This is a genomic window from Chloroflexota bacterium (assembly GCA_014360805.1).
Taxonomy (GTDB): Bacteria; Chloroflexota; Anaerolineae; order DTLA01; family DTLA01; genus DTLA01.
Genome location: JACIWU010000008.1, coordinates 24,711 through 37,836 on the forward strand (window position 1 = coordinate 24,711; position 13,126 = coordinate 37,836).

A 13,126-nucleotide genomic window follows, 5' to 3' on the forward strand; every position below is an offset into this window, starting at 1 on the left:
GAACTCGCCGATGATCTGGTGGCTGTTCTTGCTGGCGGTGGCGCTGCTGGGCGCGGCCTGGCTCATCCTGCGCGCAGGCCCCGACAACCCCTCATATTCCTATGCGCTGCTCGGCGGGGGGCTGGGGAGCGGCATGCTGATCGTCCTGGGCCTCACCAGTCGCCGCTGGGCCAAAGGGCAACGCGCGCTCGCGAAGAGATCGGGCGGGGAATCCTCGGACAAATCTCGGGTTGCCCGTTCCGCAGGCTGGTGGGGGTGTGTGGCCCATGTGTTAGCGCTGCTCTGGCTGCTGATGGGCCTGGCCGCTGCCATCTACCTGGCGGTTACGCTGCGATGAGCATGGGGACGCCCTACCGTTCGCCGGAGACCTATCGTGTTCTTGTGGTGCTGGTGAACAACCGTCGCGACTGGGAGACGGTGCAGACCCAGGGCTGGTATCGCATTCCGGTCAAGCGCGCGCCGCGCCAAGTAGGGGCCGACCTGCTGGCGTTCTACTTCAGCAAGGTCTTCGGGGAGATGGCTTGGAGCGTGCGCTATGTGGCTCCGGTGCTGCGGTTTGAGTTGGCGCGGCGGCGCGAGTTGCTCCCCGACGAGGCCGAACATCCCCGCGCCAACGACTGGTACTACCGCGTGGTGCTGGGGCCGGTGGAGGCGCTGCCCCGGCCGATCCCCAGCAGGCGGCTGCGGCGGCTGGTGTTCCTGCCGACGACGCTGGGCCGGCTCCTCTCCGCCGACGAGATCAACGACCTGTGGATGCGCGAGCCGCTGGAAGAACGACTTTGGCGCGCGCTGAAAGGAGCCGGCCTGTACCCCGAAGGCTCGTTTGAGGTGAAGGAGGGCGGCGTGCGCTATCCGATGCCCATCGCCATCCCCTGCGCCGAAGGGGGCGTGAGCGTGGGGCTGGCCGAGCGCGCAGCCGTCCCTCCTGGGTGGACCTACGTGTGCGCGTCGCCGGCCAGCGGCGACCTGGCCAGCGTGGTGGCGCGGGTCCTGGCCGAGGTAGCCCGACGCGGCGGGGCCTGGGGGTGATGGCATCCGCCCGCCGTCCAGGTGCGGACGACGCGGGTAGGGCCTCTGCGGTGAAGCGGTGGGGGAATCGCCGGTGGCCGTTGACAGCCCCCATGGCTGGGCTATAATGCGCGCAGGCTACAGAGTAGCCAGAAAGGAGAGCGGTATGAGCGCAACCGTATTTGACACCATGGTTCAGTTCTTCAAGGACGACGACTGGCGGTTCCGCCAACTGGAGGACAGGCCCATCCTTCAGATGGGGTTCTCGGGCCGCAACGGGAGTTGGCTGTGCTACGGCCAGGCCAAGAACGAGCAGCAGCGTTTCATCTTCTACTCGGTGCTGGAGGCCAAGTCGCCGGTGGAAAAGCGGCCGGCGGTCGCCGAGTTTCTCACACGGGCCAACTACGGCCTGGTGCTGGGCAACTTTGAGATGGACTACTCGGACGGCGAAATCCGCTACAAGACAAGCATTGACGTGGAGGGCGGGGTGCTGACGCCAGAGATGGTGAAGACGCTCGTGTACACGAACGTCCTCATGATGGACAAGTACCTGCCGGGCATCATGAGCGTCATCTACGGCAACGTCTCGCCCGAACAAGCCATCGCAGCCGTGGAGGGCCGGTAGTCCCGAGGGTGGTACGGCCATTGAGCCCACGCCTGGCGCAAGTGTACGTCGGTGGTCGTAGGCGCGCGGTGTGGAGATACTGCCTGCCGCGCGCCAAGTCTCCGTAGCATTTCGGCACGCTCGCTCAAGGAGGCAGCGCGATGAAGCCTGCGGTTTTCCTCGCATTCCCGTTGGCCGTTACCGTGATCCTCGTCATCTGGGCCGAATTCGCCAACAGGCGGGGCCTGGTGTACGTGTTCAAGCCTCTGTCCACAATCCTCGTCATCGCCGCGGGCGCGCTGGCGTTCCTGGAGCCGGCCCAGAACGCGACCTACACCGTGGGCGTGCTCATGGGGCTGGTTCTCTCGCTGGGCGGCGACGTGGCGCTCATGTTCCACGAGAGCCGCAGGGCTTTCGTCGTGGGGTTGGGGCTGTTCCTGCTGGCCCACGTGGCGTACACGGCGGTGTTCGCGTCGTTGGGGCGCTCGTCGGGCTGGGACGTCCTCTCGGCGGCGGTGCTGTTGGCGGCGGGCGTGGGGTTCTACGCGCTCATCCGCCCCAACCTGGGGACGATGCGGGTGCCGGTCATCGCGTACATGGTGGTCATCTCGGTGATGGTGAACCGCGCCGTTTCCACGCTGGCCAGCCCGCTGTTCGGCGCGGGGCAGGCGGCGATGGTGGCGGCCGGGGCGGTGCTGTTCTACGTGTCGGATGTCATCCTGGCCGCGGCGCGATTCTGGCGGCCGTGGCGGTATCACCGCATCAGCCTGGCGTTCTACTACGCGGGACAATTCCTCATCGCGCTGGCGGCAAGTTACTTCGGGTGAGGGGGTGGGCTGGGGCGACTTCCTCGCCCTCGCGACTGGGCAAGATTCCGGGGAGCGGTCAAGGCGTTGACCTGGGGCCGAATGTGCTTTATAATGTGGATGGGTTCAGACGGCAGTCCACGCAACAAGGGTTGGAGCAGAAGCGATGGCAGAGACCAAAATCTCGGATTTGAGTGTAGACGAGTTCAAGAAACTCATCCGCGACACGGTGGCCGAAGCGCTCATGGAGATGCTTGGCGACCCCGACGAGGGCTTGGAACTCCGCGAGGATATGAAGGTGGCATTGCAGCGATCTCTCGCTGACGTAGAAGCCGGGGGGAAGACCATTCCTGCACAGGAGACGGCGGCGAGTCTGGGCGTGAGTTGGTGAGATGTACGAGGTACATTTCACGCCTGACGCCGAGGCCGACCTAGCCCGGCTGGACGCGGCCAACGTGCGACGGGTGTTCGCTAGGCTTCGCTGGCTAGCCGAGAACTTTGATCACGTGCGCCCCGAATCCCTAACGGGAGAATGGAAGGGGGTCTTCAAACTGCGCGTGGGCGATCTCCGGGTTCTCTACACGGTCCAGAGGGCAAGCCACAGGATCATCGTGCATTTCGTCCGGCATCGCCGAGAGGTCTACAAGATCACGTAGCCCGAACCCTACCGTTTGGAGGTCTGGACTACCTGCCAAATCGGGCGTAGCATCCGGCCTATATCGGTGCTCAAGGAAACGGCTTGGGGCAGGCGGAGAACGGCGAAAAGGTGAGACCTGGAACCGTGTCAAGTCAAATGGTAATGTCACCGGGGGATGGGGAGCAAGACCATGGACTCAACAGCCAAATCGCTAGAGGATATGATACGGGAACTTCCACCCGATATGCGCGCCGAGGTTCTTGACTTCGTAGAGTTCCTGATCGCCAAGAGGAGCCGACAGGCCAGAGAGACCCTGCGCCAAGACTGGGCGGGCGCCTTGCGCGCGTACCGCGAACAGTACACATCACTTGAGTTGCAGCGACAGGCACTGTCTTGGCGAGGTGACTGATGTATCTGGTAGACACCAATGTTTGGCTTGAGCGTCTGCTTGACCAGGAACGTTCGGAAGAAGTTGGGAACTTTCTGGCGCAGACGCCTGCTGCGGAACTCGCCATGTCCGACTTTACCCTGCACTCTATCGGGATCGTTTTGACGAGGCTTGGGCAGCCAGATGCACTGCTTCGGTTCGTGGACGACGTGTTCGTGGATGGCGGGGTAACGCTCGTGTCGGTTCGGCCCGACTCGTTGCACCATGTTGTGGATGCCATGCGCCGCTTCAGCCTTGATTTTGACGACGCCTATCAGTACGCGGCGGCAGAGCAGGCCGGCGCCACGGTGATCAGCCTTGACGCGGACTTTGACCGCACGGATAGCAAACGGCGAACCCCAGGGGAGGCCGTAGGAGGAAGCGGCAATTCGTAGGGTGCGTGCGCCGCGAATACGAGCGGCATCCTGCCGCTGTCGGAGCGGCGGGTGGTGGAGTGAGCCTTCCGCGCGGCTAGGCAGTGTGCCGAGGTCGCCCCGCGTGGGGGCGTAGAGGCTTATGCGTCCTCGTGGTTCTCCCCCTCTTCCGTGCCGGCACCTTCCCCCCTCATCCACGCCAGCCACTCCGCAATCTTCTTCTCGTACCCCAGCGTGCCCGGCTCGTAGTAGCGGCGGCCCTTGAGGGCATCGGGCAGATACTGCTGCTCCACCCAGTGGCGGTCAAAGGCGTGCGGGTACTTGTATCCCTCGCCGTGGCCCAGCGCCTCGGCGTCGCGGCTAGCGTCCTTCAGGTGATCGGGCACTTCCACCTTGCCCTCGCGCTCCACGTCGGCCAGGGCCTTCCAGTACGCGCCCGTGGAGTTGCTCTTGGGCGCGGTGGCCAGGTAGATGGCGGCCTCGGCCAGGGCGTACTGCGCCTCGGGCAGGCCTACCCACTCCAGCGCCTGGGCTGCTGCCGTCGCCACCACCAGCGCCTGCGGGTCCGCCAGCCCCACATCCTCGGACGCGAAGATAATCATCCGCCGCACGATGAAGCGCGGATCTTCCCCCGCGTAGATCATCTTCGCCATCCAGTACAGCGCCGCGTCGGGGTCCGACCCGCGCAGGCTCTTGATGAACGCGGAGATGGTGTCATAGTGGGCGTCGCCGTCTCTGTCGTACAGGATGGCGCGGCGCTGGATGGAGTCCTCGGCGACCTGGAGTGTAACGTGTACCCAGCCCTGCTTGTCCGCCGGCGTCGTGGTAACGGCGAGTTCCAGCGCGTTCAGCGCCCGCCGCGCGTCGCCGCCCGCAATGCGCGCAATGTGCTGGAGCGCCTCGTCGTCCACGCGCACCTTCCAGTTGCCGTAGCCGCGCTCCTTGTCGGCCAGGGCGCGCCGAAGTAGCGCCAGCAGGTCGTCCTCGGTCAGCGGACGCAACTGGAACACCTGCGAGCGCGACACGAGAGCGGGGATGACCTCAAAGTACGGGTTCTCGGTCGTGGAGCCGATGAGGATGATGGTGCCATCTTCCACGTGCGGCAGCAGGGCGTCCTGCTGGGCCTTGTTGAAGCGGTGGATTTCGTCCACCAGGACGATGGTGCGCTGGCCGTAGAGGTTGCGGCGCTCCTTGGCGTCGTCAATCAGGCGGCGGATGTCGGCCACGCCGGCCATGACGGCGCTGATGGCCGCGAAGTGGGATTTGGTGGTATTGGCGATGATCATGGCGAGCGTGGTCTTGCCGGTGCCGGGCGGCCCCCAGAAGATGACCGAGGTCAGTTGGTCGGCCTGGATGGCGCGGCGGAGCAGCCGCCCCTCGCCGACGATGTGCTCCTGACCCACGAACTCGTCCAGCGTCCGCGGGCGCATCCGCGCAGCCAGGGGAGCCTCTTTGCGGATTTGTTCTGCCCGAGCGTGGGCGAACAGGTCGTCCTTCGCCATGCGCTTATCCCTTCCCACGAACTCGGTTTCATCTTACGCTCCGCGGGGCGAAACGTCAAACGGCGACGGGCGCGACAGGTGCGATGCACCTCCGAGGTGCGTCGCACCTGTATTGTCAGAACCCCTGGAGCAATCTCCGCGCGGGCGCGAGACTGCTTCGCTTCGCTCGCCATGGCGCACTTGCCCCGTTCGCGGGCGAGAGGGGACAGCTGCCGGACGGTAGTGGGAAGGCGCGCCTTGTGCCTTTGCGTATGCGCGGCGCCTATCGGATCAGCCAGGCCCAGCGCTGCATACGGTCGTCCAGGCGGTGCAGGCCAGCGTCAGTTACCATCTGCACGGCGGCCCGATACTCGTCGGGGGTGATGCGGCGGTTGAGCGGCGGGAGCGAGTCGGCCTTGTAGCACGGGCGATACTGATCCATGACGTTGATGTACGTGTCGCGCGAGACCGACTCGGCCAGGAAGCGGGCGATCTCCGCCGTGCCCGCGAGGCCCTCGGGCAGCACCAGATGGCGCACCAGAAGCCCCCGCGTGGCGATGCCCCGCTCGTCCATGACCAGGTCTCCTACCTGGCGGTGCATCTCCTTCACGGCGGCCTGGTTCACAGCGGGGTAGTTGGGCACTTTGGAGTAGCGCTCGGCGATGGCCGCGTCGGCGTATTTCATGTCAGGCATGTAGATGTCCACCACCCCGTCCAGGAGGGCCAGGGTCTCCAGGGCGTCGTAGCCGCCCGTGTTGTACACAAGCGGCAGCCGCAGGCCATGCTCGGCAGCGACGAGCAGCGTCGCCAGAATCTGCGGCACCACGTGCGTCGGCGAAACCAGGTTGACGTTGTGGCAGCCCATGTCCTGGAGGCGCAGGAAGACCGCGGCGAGTTGGTCGGTGCGGACGGGACGCCCCTCGCCCAACTGGCTGATCTCGTAGTTCTGGCAGAACTGGCAGCGGAGGTTGCAGTGGGTGAAGAAGACGGTGCCCGAGCCGCCCACGCCCACGAGGGGCGCTTCTTCGCCGAAGTGCGGCCCGTAACTGGAGATGACCGCCTGCTCCGCCGTGCGGCAGATGCCCAGTTCGCCCGCGCGGCGATTGACCCCGCAGCGCCTGGGGCAGATGTCGCACCGTTCCAGGCGGCGGTACGCTTGGGCCACGCGCTCCTTGAGTTCGCCCGAACGCACGAGTGCGAGATACGCGGGTTCAGCCATGCTACCAGTTCACAGGCACTCGCCTGTCGCCCATGTAACGATCGTGCACGAGCACATACCCATGCTCCTTGCCGAACCGGTACAGGTCGTAGGTAACCTGAACGTCTTGCTTGCAGTAGGCGGTGAGTTGCTCCAGATTGCCCTCGCGGAACCACCGAACGGCGTCCAGCCCGTTGCCCAACTTGCCGATCCCCAGGGTTGCGGCGGCCAGGTCGTCCAACCTGGGACGGTAGCCCAGCGCCTGCGACAGGGGAATCATCAAATCCAGCGTCGTCTTATCCTCGCGCACGGGCAAGAGGGTGTAGCCGCGCAGCACCTCGTAGTCAAACCGCAGGATGTTGAAGCCGATGACCAGGTCCGCGGCGTTGAGGGCGGCGATGAGGGCCTCCACGTCCTGCTCGTAGTACGTGGTGAACTCACCGCGCTCCACGCAGTAGGTAACGGCGACGGACATCCGCATGTCGCGGATGTAATCCCAACCACCCACTTCGTGCGACAGGTATTTGGTTTCCAGGTCAAAGACAAGGGTCTTGGAAGCCTGTCCGCGCTTCATGGGCTACGCCTCGCTTCCTGCCGTCTCGTCCGATGCGTTGGTGAGGAGTTCGTAATCATCCAGGCTTGGGCAGAAGATTTCCACGGCGTACTCGGCGGGCAGGCCCATCGGCTCGCACAGTTCCATGAGGAGGGCGGTGGCGAGCGCCTTGAGGTCCTTGCGTGCGATGCGCTTGGCCGCCTGCTCCCAGATGAGGAACGTGCCGTACACGCCCTCCTGGACGAAGTGCAGGTCAATCTTGCCGACGCTGGACGGGTCGCCGTTCTCGTCCAGGCGGTCCAGGTCAAACAAAGCGTATTGCTCCGACGATGGGGTGCGCACCAGGCGGCGGAGTTTCAGGTTCATACAGCCTCCGTGCGATCAGTTCCAGCGGTCGCGATCGGCATCGCGGCCCCACTCGTCCTCGTCGTCCTTATCGCCAAAGTTGTCATCGTCCATAAGGTCATCTTCATCCAATTCTTCGTCCCAGCCTGGCACCCCCATCGGTCCAGCGTCCTGCCCAAGCAACCACGACAGGATGCCAGGGCCGAGCGGGTTCTCGCCGAAGTCGGCGACGTCCAGCGCATCCAGCGCCGCCTCACGGATGGCTTCGTCGTCGCTTCGGGCCAGTTCCAGGAGCGCCTGGACGGCGCGCTCGCCGCCGATGTCGCCCAGGGCCTCAATGACGGCGGTGCGCACCTCGGCGTCGGGGTCGTGGGTCATCTCCAGGAGCGTGGGGACGGCGTCGGCAAGTTCCAGCGCGCCAGCGGAGCGTGCGGCCTCGTAGCGCATCTCGGGGCGCGGGCTCTTGAGTTCCTTCAGCACGTAGGGGGCCCACACGTCGTCCAGGGTCTGGCCCATGGCATAGACGGCGCTGACGTTCATGCGCTCGTCCTTGTCGCGGTAGGCGGCGCGAATCATGTCGCCGATGTCATCGCCGGTGAGGCAGGCGACGGACTCCAGGGCGCGGCGGCGCACCTCCACGTCCTGGTCGGGCGAGTTCCAGGCGGTGATGAGCGCCCGACGCACCAGGTCGGTCGTCTGGGGGGACAGTTCCTCCAGTTCGCCCTTCAGCGCGAACCTGCCCAGGTTCATGGCTGCCTCCGCGCGGATCGGGACGGAGGGGTCCGAATCCATCATGCGGATCAGGGTGGGCACGAAATCTTCCTCATCGTATTCCCACAGCCCCTCCAGGGCACCCAAGCGCACCTGTTCGTCGGGGTCCTCCAGGGCCAGGAGAAAGACCTCGGTGAAATCCAGCAACACATCGAATTCGGACATGTCCAGCAACTTGCTGATCAACAGGCGGCGGCTTTGCAGGGGGATATGGGGCCACACTTCGCGGAGAGCGTCCACTTCCGACAGCCCGATGTTGCTCAGCAGCGAAACCTGCTTACTGGTCGGGAGTTTCGTTTCCCAGGTCTGCAACCTGTCCAGCAATTGGGCAAACTGTTTCCTCATCTTCTTCTCCTTTCGCGGGCCCGTTCTTTCGGAGTGCGTCGCATCCAGGGCATTGGCGCCGCGCCGTATATTGTACTCCATCGCGCCGAATCGCGCATCTTGGCGCTACAGCGGGTTCAGTTCTGTTTTGTGTTGGCGACCAGGGTGCGACGCACTTCCGGAAGTGCGTCGCACGTGTACCCATGCCGCGACGAACTACCGCGATGCATCGCGGCGCGTAGGGCGCCTTCTGAACGTGCGTCGCACGTGTACCCATGCCGCGACCACCTACAGCGGCGCATCGCGGAGCAGGTCATCCAGCACTGCCGCCAGGTTCGCCTCGTTGTCAAAGGTCAGGTAGAGATCCCCGCGAGCCCTCGCCTCCTCGGTCTTGTAGGCGATGCGCAGGGCCGGGCGGATGCGCCCTCCGAACGACATGCGCCCGGTCTGCAAGGCGCGAATGTGGGCAGGCTGGAAGAAGGCGTACCACATGCCGCTCAAGTGCTTGGGCGTCTTGGCCAGGAGCAGGAACCGCGACAGGGGATTCCAGGCGATGACGATGTGCTCGCGGGTTTCCACCGTCTCAAACCAGGCGCGGGCGTCGGCCAGGTACTGGGTCATGCCGCTGACCTCAAAGAAGCCGGTGGCGCGGGCGGGCACTTTCTGCTCGGGGCGGAGCGGGGGGCCGACCACAGTCGGGCGCGCCTCTGCGGGCCGAAAGACCACGTAGCCGTTGCGCGCGCCCACGGCGATGGCTACCACCAGCAGCGCCGCCACGACTGCAACGGCCACGCCCACGGCTGTGGCCCGCGCAATTCCCGCGATGAGCAGCGCGGGCCAGGCGACGGCGAAGCCGACCAGATACCAGGTCAGCGGTATCCCCGCGATGCGGTGCCTGGTAAAGTTGTAGGAAATCCATCCCAGCAATCCCAGCAGGCGCATGGTCCACCTCACGCTAGAACTCGGCGCAGCCACGCCACGGCTTGGGCGGCGTCGGCGGCCATGTACACGGGCGCCAGGTCGTCGGGGCGCAGCATGAACCACTGACGGACGGTGTCCAGGTAGGCCGCCCAGCATTCGCCCAGCAGCACCACGGGCTTGAACGGGAGTTCGCCGATTTGCAATAGGCTGAGGGTGATGGAGACTTCGGACAGCGTGCCGATGCCGCCTTTGAGGGCGATGAACCCGCTGGCGCGCCGCGCGAGTTCGGCAAGCCTGTCCAGATAGTTGGGGGCTTTCTGCTCCGCTGTCAGGTACGAGTTGGGGCGGAGCGCCATGCGGTCAAAGGTGGCCAGGGTAACGCCCACGGTGAGGCCGCCGGCCTCGCGCGCGCCCCTGCTGACGGCTTCCATCGTGCCACCGTAGCCGCCGCTGATGACGCCGAACCCGGCCTCGGCCAGGCGACGGCCCAGTTCGCGGGCCTGGCGGTAGAGAGCGCCGTCGGGCGTGGCCTGCGACCCGCCGAAGACGGTGATGAAGCGGGGTGTCGTGTCGGGCTGCATGGGATCACCCTCCTGGTTGGGGTTCGTGGGGTTCGGCGACACGGTAGAAGCAGAGTTCGGTACTCCCGTACCGCCGCCGATCGGCCAGGCGCAGGCGTGCAAGCGGCAACTCGGCGTACTCCTTGGGGTGAATCTGGGCGACGACGACGGCGCCCGGAGCCAGCACGTCGGCCTCGTCCAGCGCCGCCAGCGCCTTGGCCCATAGCCCCTGGTACTGGGGCGGGGCCACGTATACGATGTCAAAGGCTTCCCTGCCGGCCACCTGGCGCAGCAGGCGGAAGGCATCCTGTCGCACGACCCTGGCGCGCGCGGCAAGGCCCGTGGCCTCCAGGTTCGCCTTAATGGTCCGCACGGCCTGCCATTCCCGGTCCACGAACCAGACCTCGCGCGCGCCACGGCTGAGCGCCTCAATGCCCACGCTGCCGGTGCCGGCGAAGAGGTCCAGCACGCGCGCGTTGGCCACATCCTGCGCCAGGATGTTGAATAGGGCCTCTTTGACGCGGTCGGTGATGGGGCGGGTGCTCTGGCCCGGCACGGACGCCAGTTTTCTCCCTTTGGCCGTTCCTGTGATTACGCGCATGACGCCACCTGAAACAAAGAGCGCGGGCACCGGCCCGCAAGCGAAGGTGTGTTGGCTGCCCATTCAAGGACAGTATATCGGCGGGCGATGCCAGCGTCAAATCGGCCGAAGGGGGCGGTTCCGAAGTCTGTTGGTCGTCCACACAAGACGGAGCCGAATCGTAAGGGGGCGGCAACCGCCGTGCCCGCCACGGGCCGCTTGGCCCTGTTCAGGGGCAGACGCCGCAGCGGGTGCATCCCGAAGGGGGACACGCGGCCGACGTGCGGGCTTGCTCGGCGGCGCGCTGCTCCTGTGCCAGGTAGGCGTTGCTGACGCCCGACGCGACGACGCCTTCCCACGGCAGGCGTCGGGACGGCGGCACCGGCTCCAGGTACTCGTCCTCGGACAGGCCGCGGGCCGCCAGCGCCGCACGCCACGCCGGCAGTGAGACCGCCTCCATGCTGGCGAGGACGTCGGCCAGTTCCGCGCCTCCGCGCGCCAGGACGCCCTGCACGCGCGCCCACGCCACGCTGTCGGCCTTGACGGGGACGCCCGCGGTGCGCAGGCGCGCCCGAACGGCGGCAAGTCGGCGCTCCAGGTCGGGAGCGGGGAGCATCGGGGCGCGGGCGAAGGGCGTGTGGGCCTTGGGCACAAACGGCGACAGGTTGACGGTTACCCGGCCGCCGAAGGTGCGTGCGATGCCCCCGGTCAAACGGCACAACTCGTCTATGTCGTGCTCCGTCTCGCCCGGAAGGCCGAACATGAAGTACAGTTTGAGTTCGGGGAAGCGAGCCTGGCCTGCCAGGGTAGCCGCCGCGAGAATCTGCTCCTCGGAGATGTTCTTGTTGATCACGCGGCGCAGGCGTTCGGACCCGGCTTCGGGGGCGAAGGTCAGCGTGCGCGCGCCGCTTTCGGTCAGCGCCTGGAGCAGCGCCGGCGACAGCGAATCGGCGCGCAGGGATGAGACCGAGATTCTCGCTCCCATCTCGCGCAGGCGGGCGACCAGTTCATCCCGCCGCGAGTAGTCGGACACGGCAGCACTGACCAGCCCGATCTTGTTGCGGTAGGCAAGGCCCGCGCGCGCCTGCGCCACCAGGGCGTCCAGGCTTCGCTCGCGCATGGGACGGTACACGTACCCGGCCAGGCAGAAGCGGCATCCCCGCCCGCAGCCGCGCGCGATCTCTATCAGGAACATGTCGCCGAATTCGGTGCGGCGCGTCAGCACGGCCGAGTGGGTGGGGAAGGCGTCCACGTCGCGCAGCCACTGGCGGGCCACCGGCAGGCGCGGGTAGGCGGGGACGTAGCATCCAGGGGCGCGGCTCAATGCCTGGAGCGTCTCGGCGCGGGTGCGCTCCACGCGGGATTGCAGGGCCGCGATCAGCGGTTCCAGCGACGGCTCCACCTCGCCGATGTAGATGGCGTCGGCGATGGGGGCCAGGGGGAGCGGGTTGGCCGTAACCGCCGGGCCGCCCATGAGGACGATGGGGTCGCCCTCATCGCGCTCGTCGGCGCGCACGGGGATGCCGGCGCGTCGCAGCATGAGCAGGACGTGGAAGTAGTCCAGTTCGTAGGTAACCGAGAACGCGATGAAGGGGAATTCGCCCAGGGGCCGCTGGGACTCCAGCGACAGGGCCGGGCCTGGCGCCTTCTCGTCCCAAAAGACCCGCTCGGCGACCAGGTCGTCCCGCGCGTTCAGCAGCCGGTAGAGGGTTTGAAACCCTAGCGCCGACATGCCCACGTAGTAGGTGTTGGGATAGACGAGGGCGATGGGGATGCGCCCGCCCCAGTCTTTGGAGATGACGCCGGTCTCCTGGGCCAGCAGCCTGCGCAACGCCTGGATGGAACGCCAATCGCTCATCGCGGAATCTCAGCGGTGCGAAGCGAGACGCCGGTGCGAGTGGGGATGTGTGTGGAAACGCCGGGCAGGGATCGGGTCCAGTCCTTCGGCAGGAGCGCGGCGATGACGCCCAGCGCCTCGCGCACGGTGTAGTAAACGCGCGTGTCCAGCGAGGTTTCGCCCGCCGCCAGTGGTGTGGGGCTGGTAAGGGCATGGATGCCCTCGCGCTCAAACAGGATGCGGGCGCGGAGCAGGTGCAGGGGGTGGCTGACGACAATGGCCGAAGACCAGTGGCGCTCACGCATGAGGCGGGCGACCTGTTCGGCGTCTTCCTGGGTGGACATGGAATCCTCGGCCAGGAGGATGCGCTCGGCCGGGACGCCGAGTTGGATGGCCAGTTTGCGGGAGACGGCGGCGGCCGAGGAGCGGTCGCCGGGGAACCCGCCCGTGCAAATGAGGTAGGGGGCGAGTCCGGCGCGGAACAGGTTGGCGCTGTGGGTGGTGCGGCTGGTGAGGTCGGGGCCAGGGGAGCCGTCGGCCAGGACGCGCGCGCCCAGCGTTACGATGGCGTCGGCGGGCGCGGCCTGGTCCCACAAGCCGTACAGGTTGACCGCCGCGCATAGGGCCAGGAACGCCGCCCCCAGGCCTATCAACCCCCAGAGAACGATCCGCTTCATGGTTGTGCGATCTGCGCTCCGTA

Annotated in this window: 18 protein-coding genes; 8 read left to right on the plus strand and 10 right to left on the minus strand. The window is 66.4% G+C overall.

The annotated features are described in order from the left end of the window. The first annotated feature begins 10 nt into the window (after positions 1 to 10). The 8 genes from H5T65_02415 to H5T65_02450 all read left to right on the plus strand — a co-directional run bounded on the left by H5T65_02415 (position 11) and on the right by H5T65_02450 (position 3,877). Positions 11 to 337 (plus strand): hypothetical protein, encoded by a 327-nt coding sequence (locus H5T65_02415; GenBank protein MBC7258079.1) that lies wholly within the window; start codon positions 11 to 13, stop codon positions 335 to 337. Then, positions 334 to 1,029 (plus strand): hypothetical protein, encoded by a 696-nt coding sequence (locus H5T65_02420; GenBank protein ID MBC7258080.1) that lies wholly within the window; start codon positions 334 to 336, stop codon positions 1,027 to 1,029. Before H5T65_02415 ends, H5T65_02420 begins: the two co-directional genes overlap by 4 nt. 106 nt (positions 1,030 to 1,135) lie before the next feature. Then, positions 1,136 to 1,633 (plus strand): YbjN domain-containing protein, encoded by a 498-nt coding sequence (locus H5T65_02425; GenBank protein MBC7258081.1) that lies wholly within the window; start codon positions 1,136 to 1,138, stop codon positions 1,631 to 1,633. Between the two features lie 140 nt (positions 1,634 to 1,773). After that, positions 1,774 to 2,439, plus strand: coding sequence for a lysoplasmalogenase (locus H5T65_02430; GenBank protein ID MBC7258082.1), 666 nt, complete (start codon positions 1,774 to 1,776; stop codon positions 2,437 to 2,439). Positions 2,440 to 2,584: 145 nt separating this feature from the next. Continuing rightward, positions 2,585 to 2,809 carry a hypothetical protein gene (locus H5T65_02435; protein ID MBC7258083.1) on the plus strand — a complete coding sequence of 75 codons (225 nt, stop codon included), beginning with the start codon at positions 2,585 to 2,587 and terminating at the stop codon, positions 2,807 to 2,809. A gap of 1 nt (position 2,810) precedes the next feature. Continuing rightward, the gene (locus H5T65_02440) at positions 2,811 to 3,074 is read left to right on the plus strand and encodes a type II toxin-antitoxin system RelE/ParE family toxin (GenBank protein ID MBC7258084.1); all 264 of its coding nucleotides are present in this window, start codon (positions 2,811 to 2,813) and stop codon (positions 3,072 to 3,074) included. A gap of 171 nt (positions 3,075 to 3,245) precedes the next feature. Next, positions 3,246 to 3,464, plus strand: coding sequence for a DUF2281 domain-containing protein (locus H5T65_02445; protein ID MBC7258085.1), 219 nt, complete (start codon positions 3,246 to 3,248; stop codon positions 3,462 to 3,464). Then, positions 3,464 to 3,877 (plus strand): PIN domain-containing protein, encoded by a 414-nt coding sequence (locus tag H5T65_02450; GenBank protein MBC7258086.1) that lies wholly within the window; start codon positions 3,464 to 3,466, stop codon positions 3,875 to 3,877. Before H5T65_02445 ends, H5T65_02450 begins: the two co-directional genes overlap by 1 nt. 119 nt (positions 3,878 to 3,996) lie before the next feature. Here the strand turns inward: H5T65_02450 and H5T65_02455 are convergent, their stop codons facing one another. The 10 genes from H5T65_02455 to H5T65_02500 form a co-directional block, all read right to left on the minus strand. Then, positions 3,997 to 5,358, minus strand: coding sequence for an AAA family ATPase (locus tag H5T65_02455; protein ID MBC7258087.1), 1,362 nt, complete (start codon positions 5,356 to 5,358; stop codon positions 3,997 to 3,999). A gap of 262 nt (positions 5,359 to 5,620) precedes the next feature. Next, entirely contained in the window at positions 5,621 to 6,556 is a 936-nt protein-coding gene (locus H5T65_02460; GenBank protein MBC7258088.1) for a radical SAM protein, read from the minus strand. A gap of 1 nt (position 6,557) precedes the next feature. Further along, entirely contained in the window at positions 6,558 to 7,109 is a 552-nt protein-coding gene (locus tag H5T65_02465) for a ribonuclease H-like domain-containing protein (GenBank protein MBC7258089.1), read from the minus strand. A 3-nt stretch (positions 7,110 to 7,112) separates the two neighbouring features. Continuing rightward, positions 7,113 to 7,454, minus strand: coding sequence for a hypothetical protein (locus tag H5T65_02470; GenBank protein MBC7258090.1), 342 nt, complete (start codon positions 7,452 to 7,454; stop codon positions 7,113 to 7,115). Between the two features lie 15 nt (positions 7,455 to 7,469). After that, positions 7,470 to 8,549 (minus strand): HEAT repeat domain-containing protein, encoded by a 1,080-nt coding sequence (locus H5T65_02475; protein MBC7258091.1) that lies wholly within the window; start codon positions 8,547 to 8,549, stop codon positions 7,470 to 7,472. A gap of 267 nt (positions 8,550 to 8,816) precedes the next feature. After that, a complete protein-coding gene (locus H5T65_02480; protein ID MBC7258092.1) occupies positions 8,817 to 9,470 on the minus strand; it encodes a hypothetical protein in 654 nt (217 codons plus the stop codon). A gap of 8 nt (positions 9,471 to 9,478) precedes the next feature. Further along, positions 9,479 to 10,030 (minus strand): LOG family protein, encoded by a 552-nt coding sequence (locus H5T65_02485; protein ID MBC7258093.1) that lies wholly within the window; start codon positions 10,028 to 10,030, stop codon positions 9,479 to 9,481. Positions 10,031 to 10,034: 4 nt separating this feature from the next. After that, the gene (gene rsmD, locus H5T65_02490) at positions 10,035 to 10,610 is read right to left on the minus strand and encodes a 16S rRNA (guanine(966)-N(2))-methyltransferase RsmD (GenBank protein MBC7258094.1); all 576 of its coding nucleotides are present in this window, start codon (positions 10,608 to 10,610) and stop codon (positions 10,035 to 10,037) included. Between the two features lie 208 nt (positions 10,611 to 10,818). Beyond that, the gene (locus H5T65_02495) at positions 10,819 to 12,447 is read right to left on the minus strand and encodes a radical SAM protein (GenBank protein ID MBC7258095.1); all 1,629 of its coding nucleotides are present in this window, start codon (positions 12,445 to 12,447) and stop codon (positions 10,819 to 10,821) included. Then, the gene (locus tag H5T65_02500) at positions 12,444 to 13,103 is read right to left on the minus strand and encodes a YdcF family protein (protein MBC7258096.1); all 660 of its coding nucleotides are present in this window, start codon (positions 13,101 to 13,103) and stop codon (positions 12,444 to 12,446) included. The genes H5T65_02495 and H5T65_02500 overlap by 4 nt, the downstream gene beginning before the upstream one ends. Between the last annotated feature and the right edge of the window lie 23 nt (positions 13,104 to 13,126).

Coding starts and splice junctions, on each gene's coding strand:
- H5T65_02415 (MBC7258079.1), top strand. CDS start 11: ATGATCTGGTGGCTGTTCTTGCTGGCGGTGGCGCTGCTGGGCGCGGCC.
- H5T65_02420 (MBC7258080.1), top strand. CDS start 334: ATGAGCATGGGGACGCCCTACCGTTCGCCGGAGACCTATCGTGTTCTT.
- H5T65_02425 (MBC7258081.1), top strand. CDS start 1,136: ATGCGCGCAGGCTACAGAGTAGCCAGAAAGGAGAGCGGTATGAGCGCA.
- H5T65_02430 (MBC7258082.1), top strand. CDS start 1,774: ATGAAGCCTGCGGTTTTCCTCGCATTCCCGTTGGCCGTTACCGTGATC.
- H5T65_02435 (MBC7258083.1), top strand. CDS start 2,585: ATGGCAGAGACCAAAATCTCGGATTTGAGTGTAGACGAGTTCAAGAAA.
- H5T65_02440 (MBC7258084.1), top strand. CDS start 2,811: ATGTACGAGGTACATTTCACGCCTGACGCCGAGGCCGACCTAGCCCGG.
- H5T65_02445 (MBC7258085.1), top strand. CDS start 3,246: ATGGACTCAACAGCCAAATCGCTAGAGGATATGATACGGGAACTTCCA.
- H5T65_02450 (MBC7258086.1), top strand. CDS start 3,464: ATGTATCTGGTAGACACCAATGTTTGGCTTGAGCGTCTGCTTGACCAG.
- H5T65_02455 (MBC7258087.1), bottom strand. CDS start 5,358: ATGGCGAAGGACGACCTGTTCGCCCACGCTCGGGCAGAACAAATCCGC.
- H5T65_02460 (MBC7258088.1), bottom strand. CDS start 6,556: ATGGCTGAACCCGCGTATCTCGCACTCGTGCGTTCGGGCGAACTCAAG.
- H5T65_02465 (MBC7258089.1), bottom strand. CDS start 7,109: ATGAAGCGCGGACAGGCTTCCAAGACCCTTGTCTTTGACCTGGAAACC.
- H5T65_02470 (MBC7258090.1), bottom strand. CDS start 7,454: ATGAACCTGAAACTCCGCCGCCTGGTGCGCACCCCATCGTCGGAGCAA.
- H5T65_02475 (MBC7258091.1), bottom strand. CDS start 8,549: ATGAGGAAACAGTTTGCCCAATTGCTGGACAGGTTGCAGACCTGGGAA.
- H5T65_02480 (MBC7258092.1), bottom strand. CDS start 9,470: ATGCGCCTGCTGGGATTGCTGGGATGGATTTCCTACAACTTTACCAGG.
- H5T65_02485 (MBC7258093.1), bottom strand. CDS start 10,030: ATGCAGCCCGACACGACACCCCGCTTCATCACCGTCTTCGGCGGGTCG.
- rsmD (MBC7258094.1), bottom strand. CDS start 10,610: ATGCGCGTAATCACAGGAACGGCCAAAGGGAGAAAACTGGCGTCCGTG.
- H5T65_02495 (MBC7258095.1), bottom strand. CDS start 12,447: ATGAGCGATTGGCGTTCCATCCAGGCGTTGCGCAGGCTGCTGGCCCAG.
- H5T65_02500 (MBC7258096.1), bottom strand. CDS start 13,103: ATGAAGCGGATCGTTCTCTGGGGGTTGATAGGCCTGGGGGCGGCGTTC.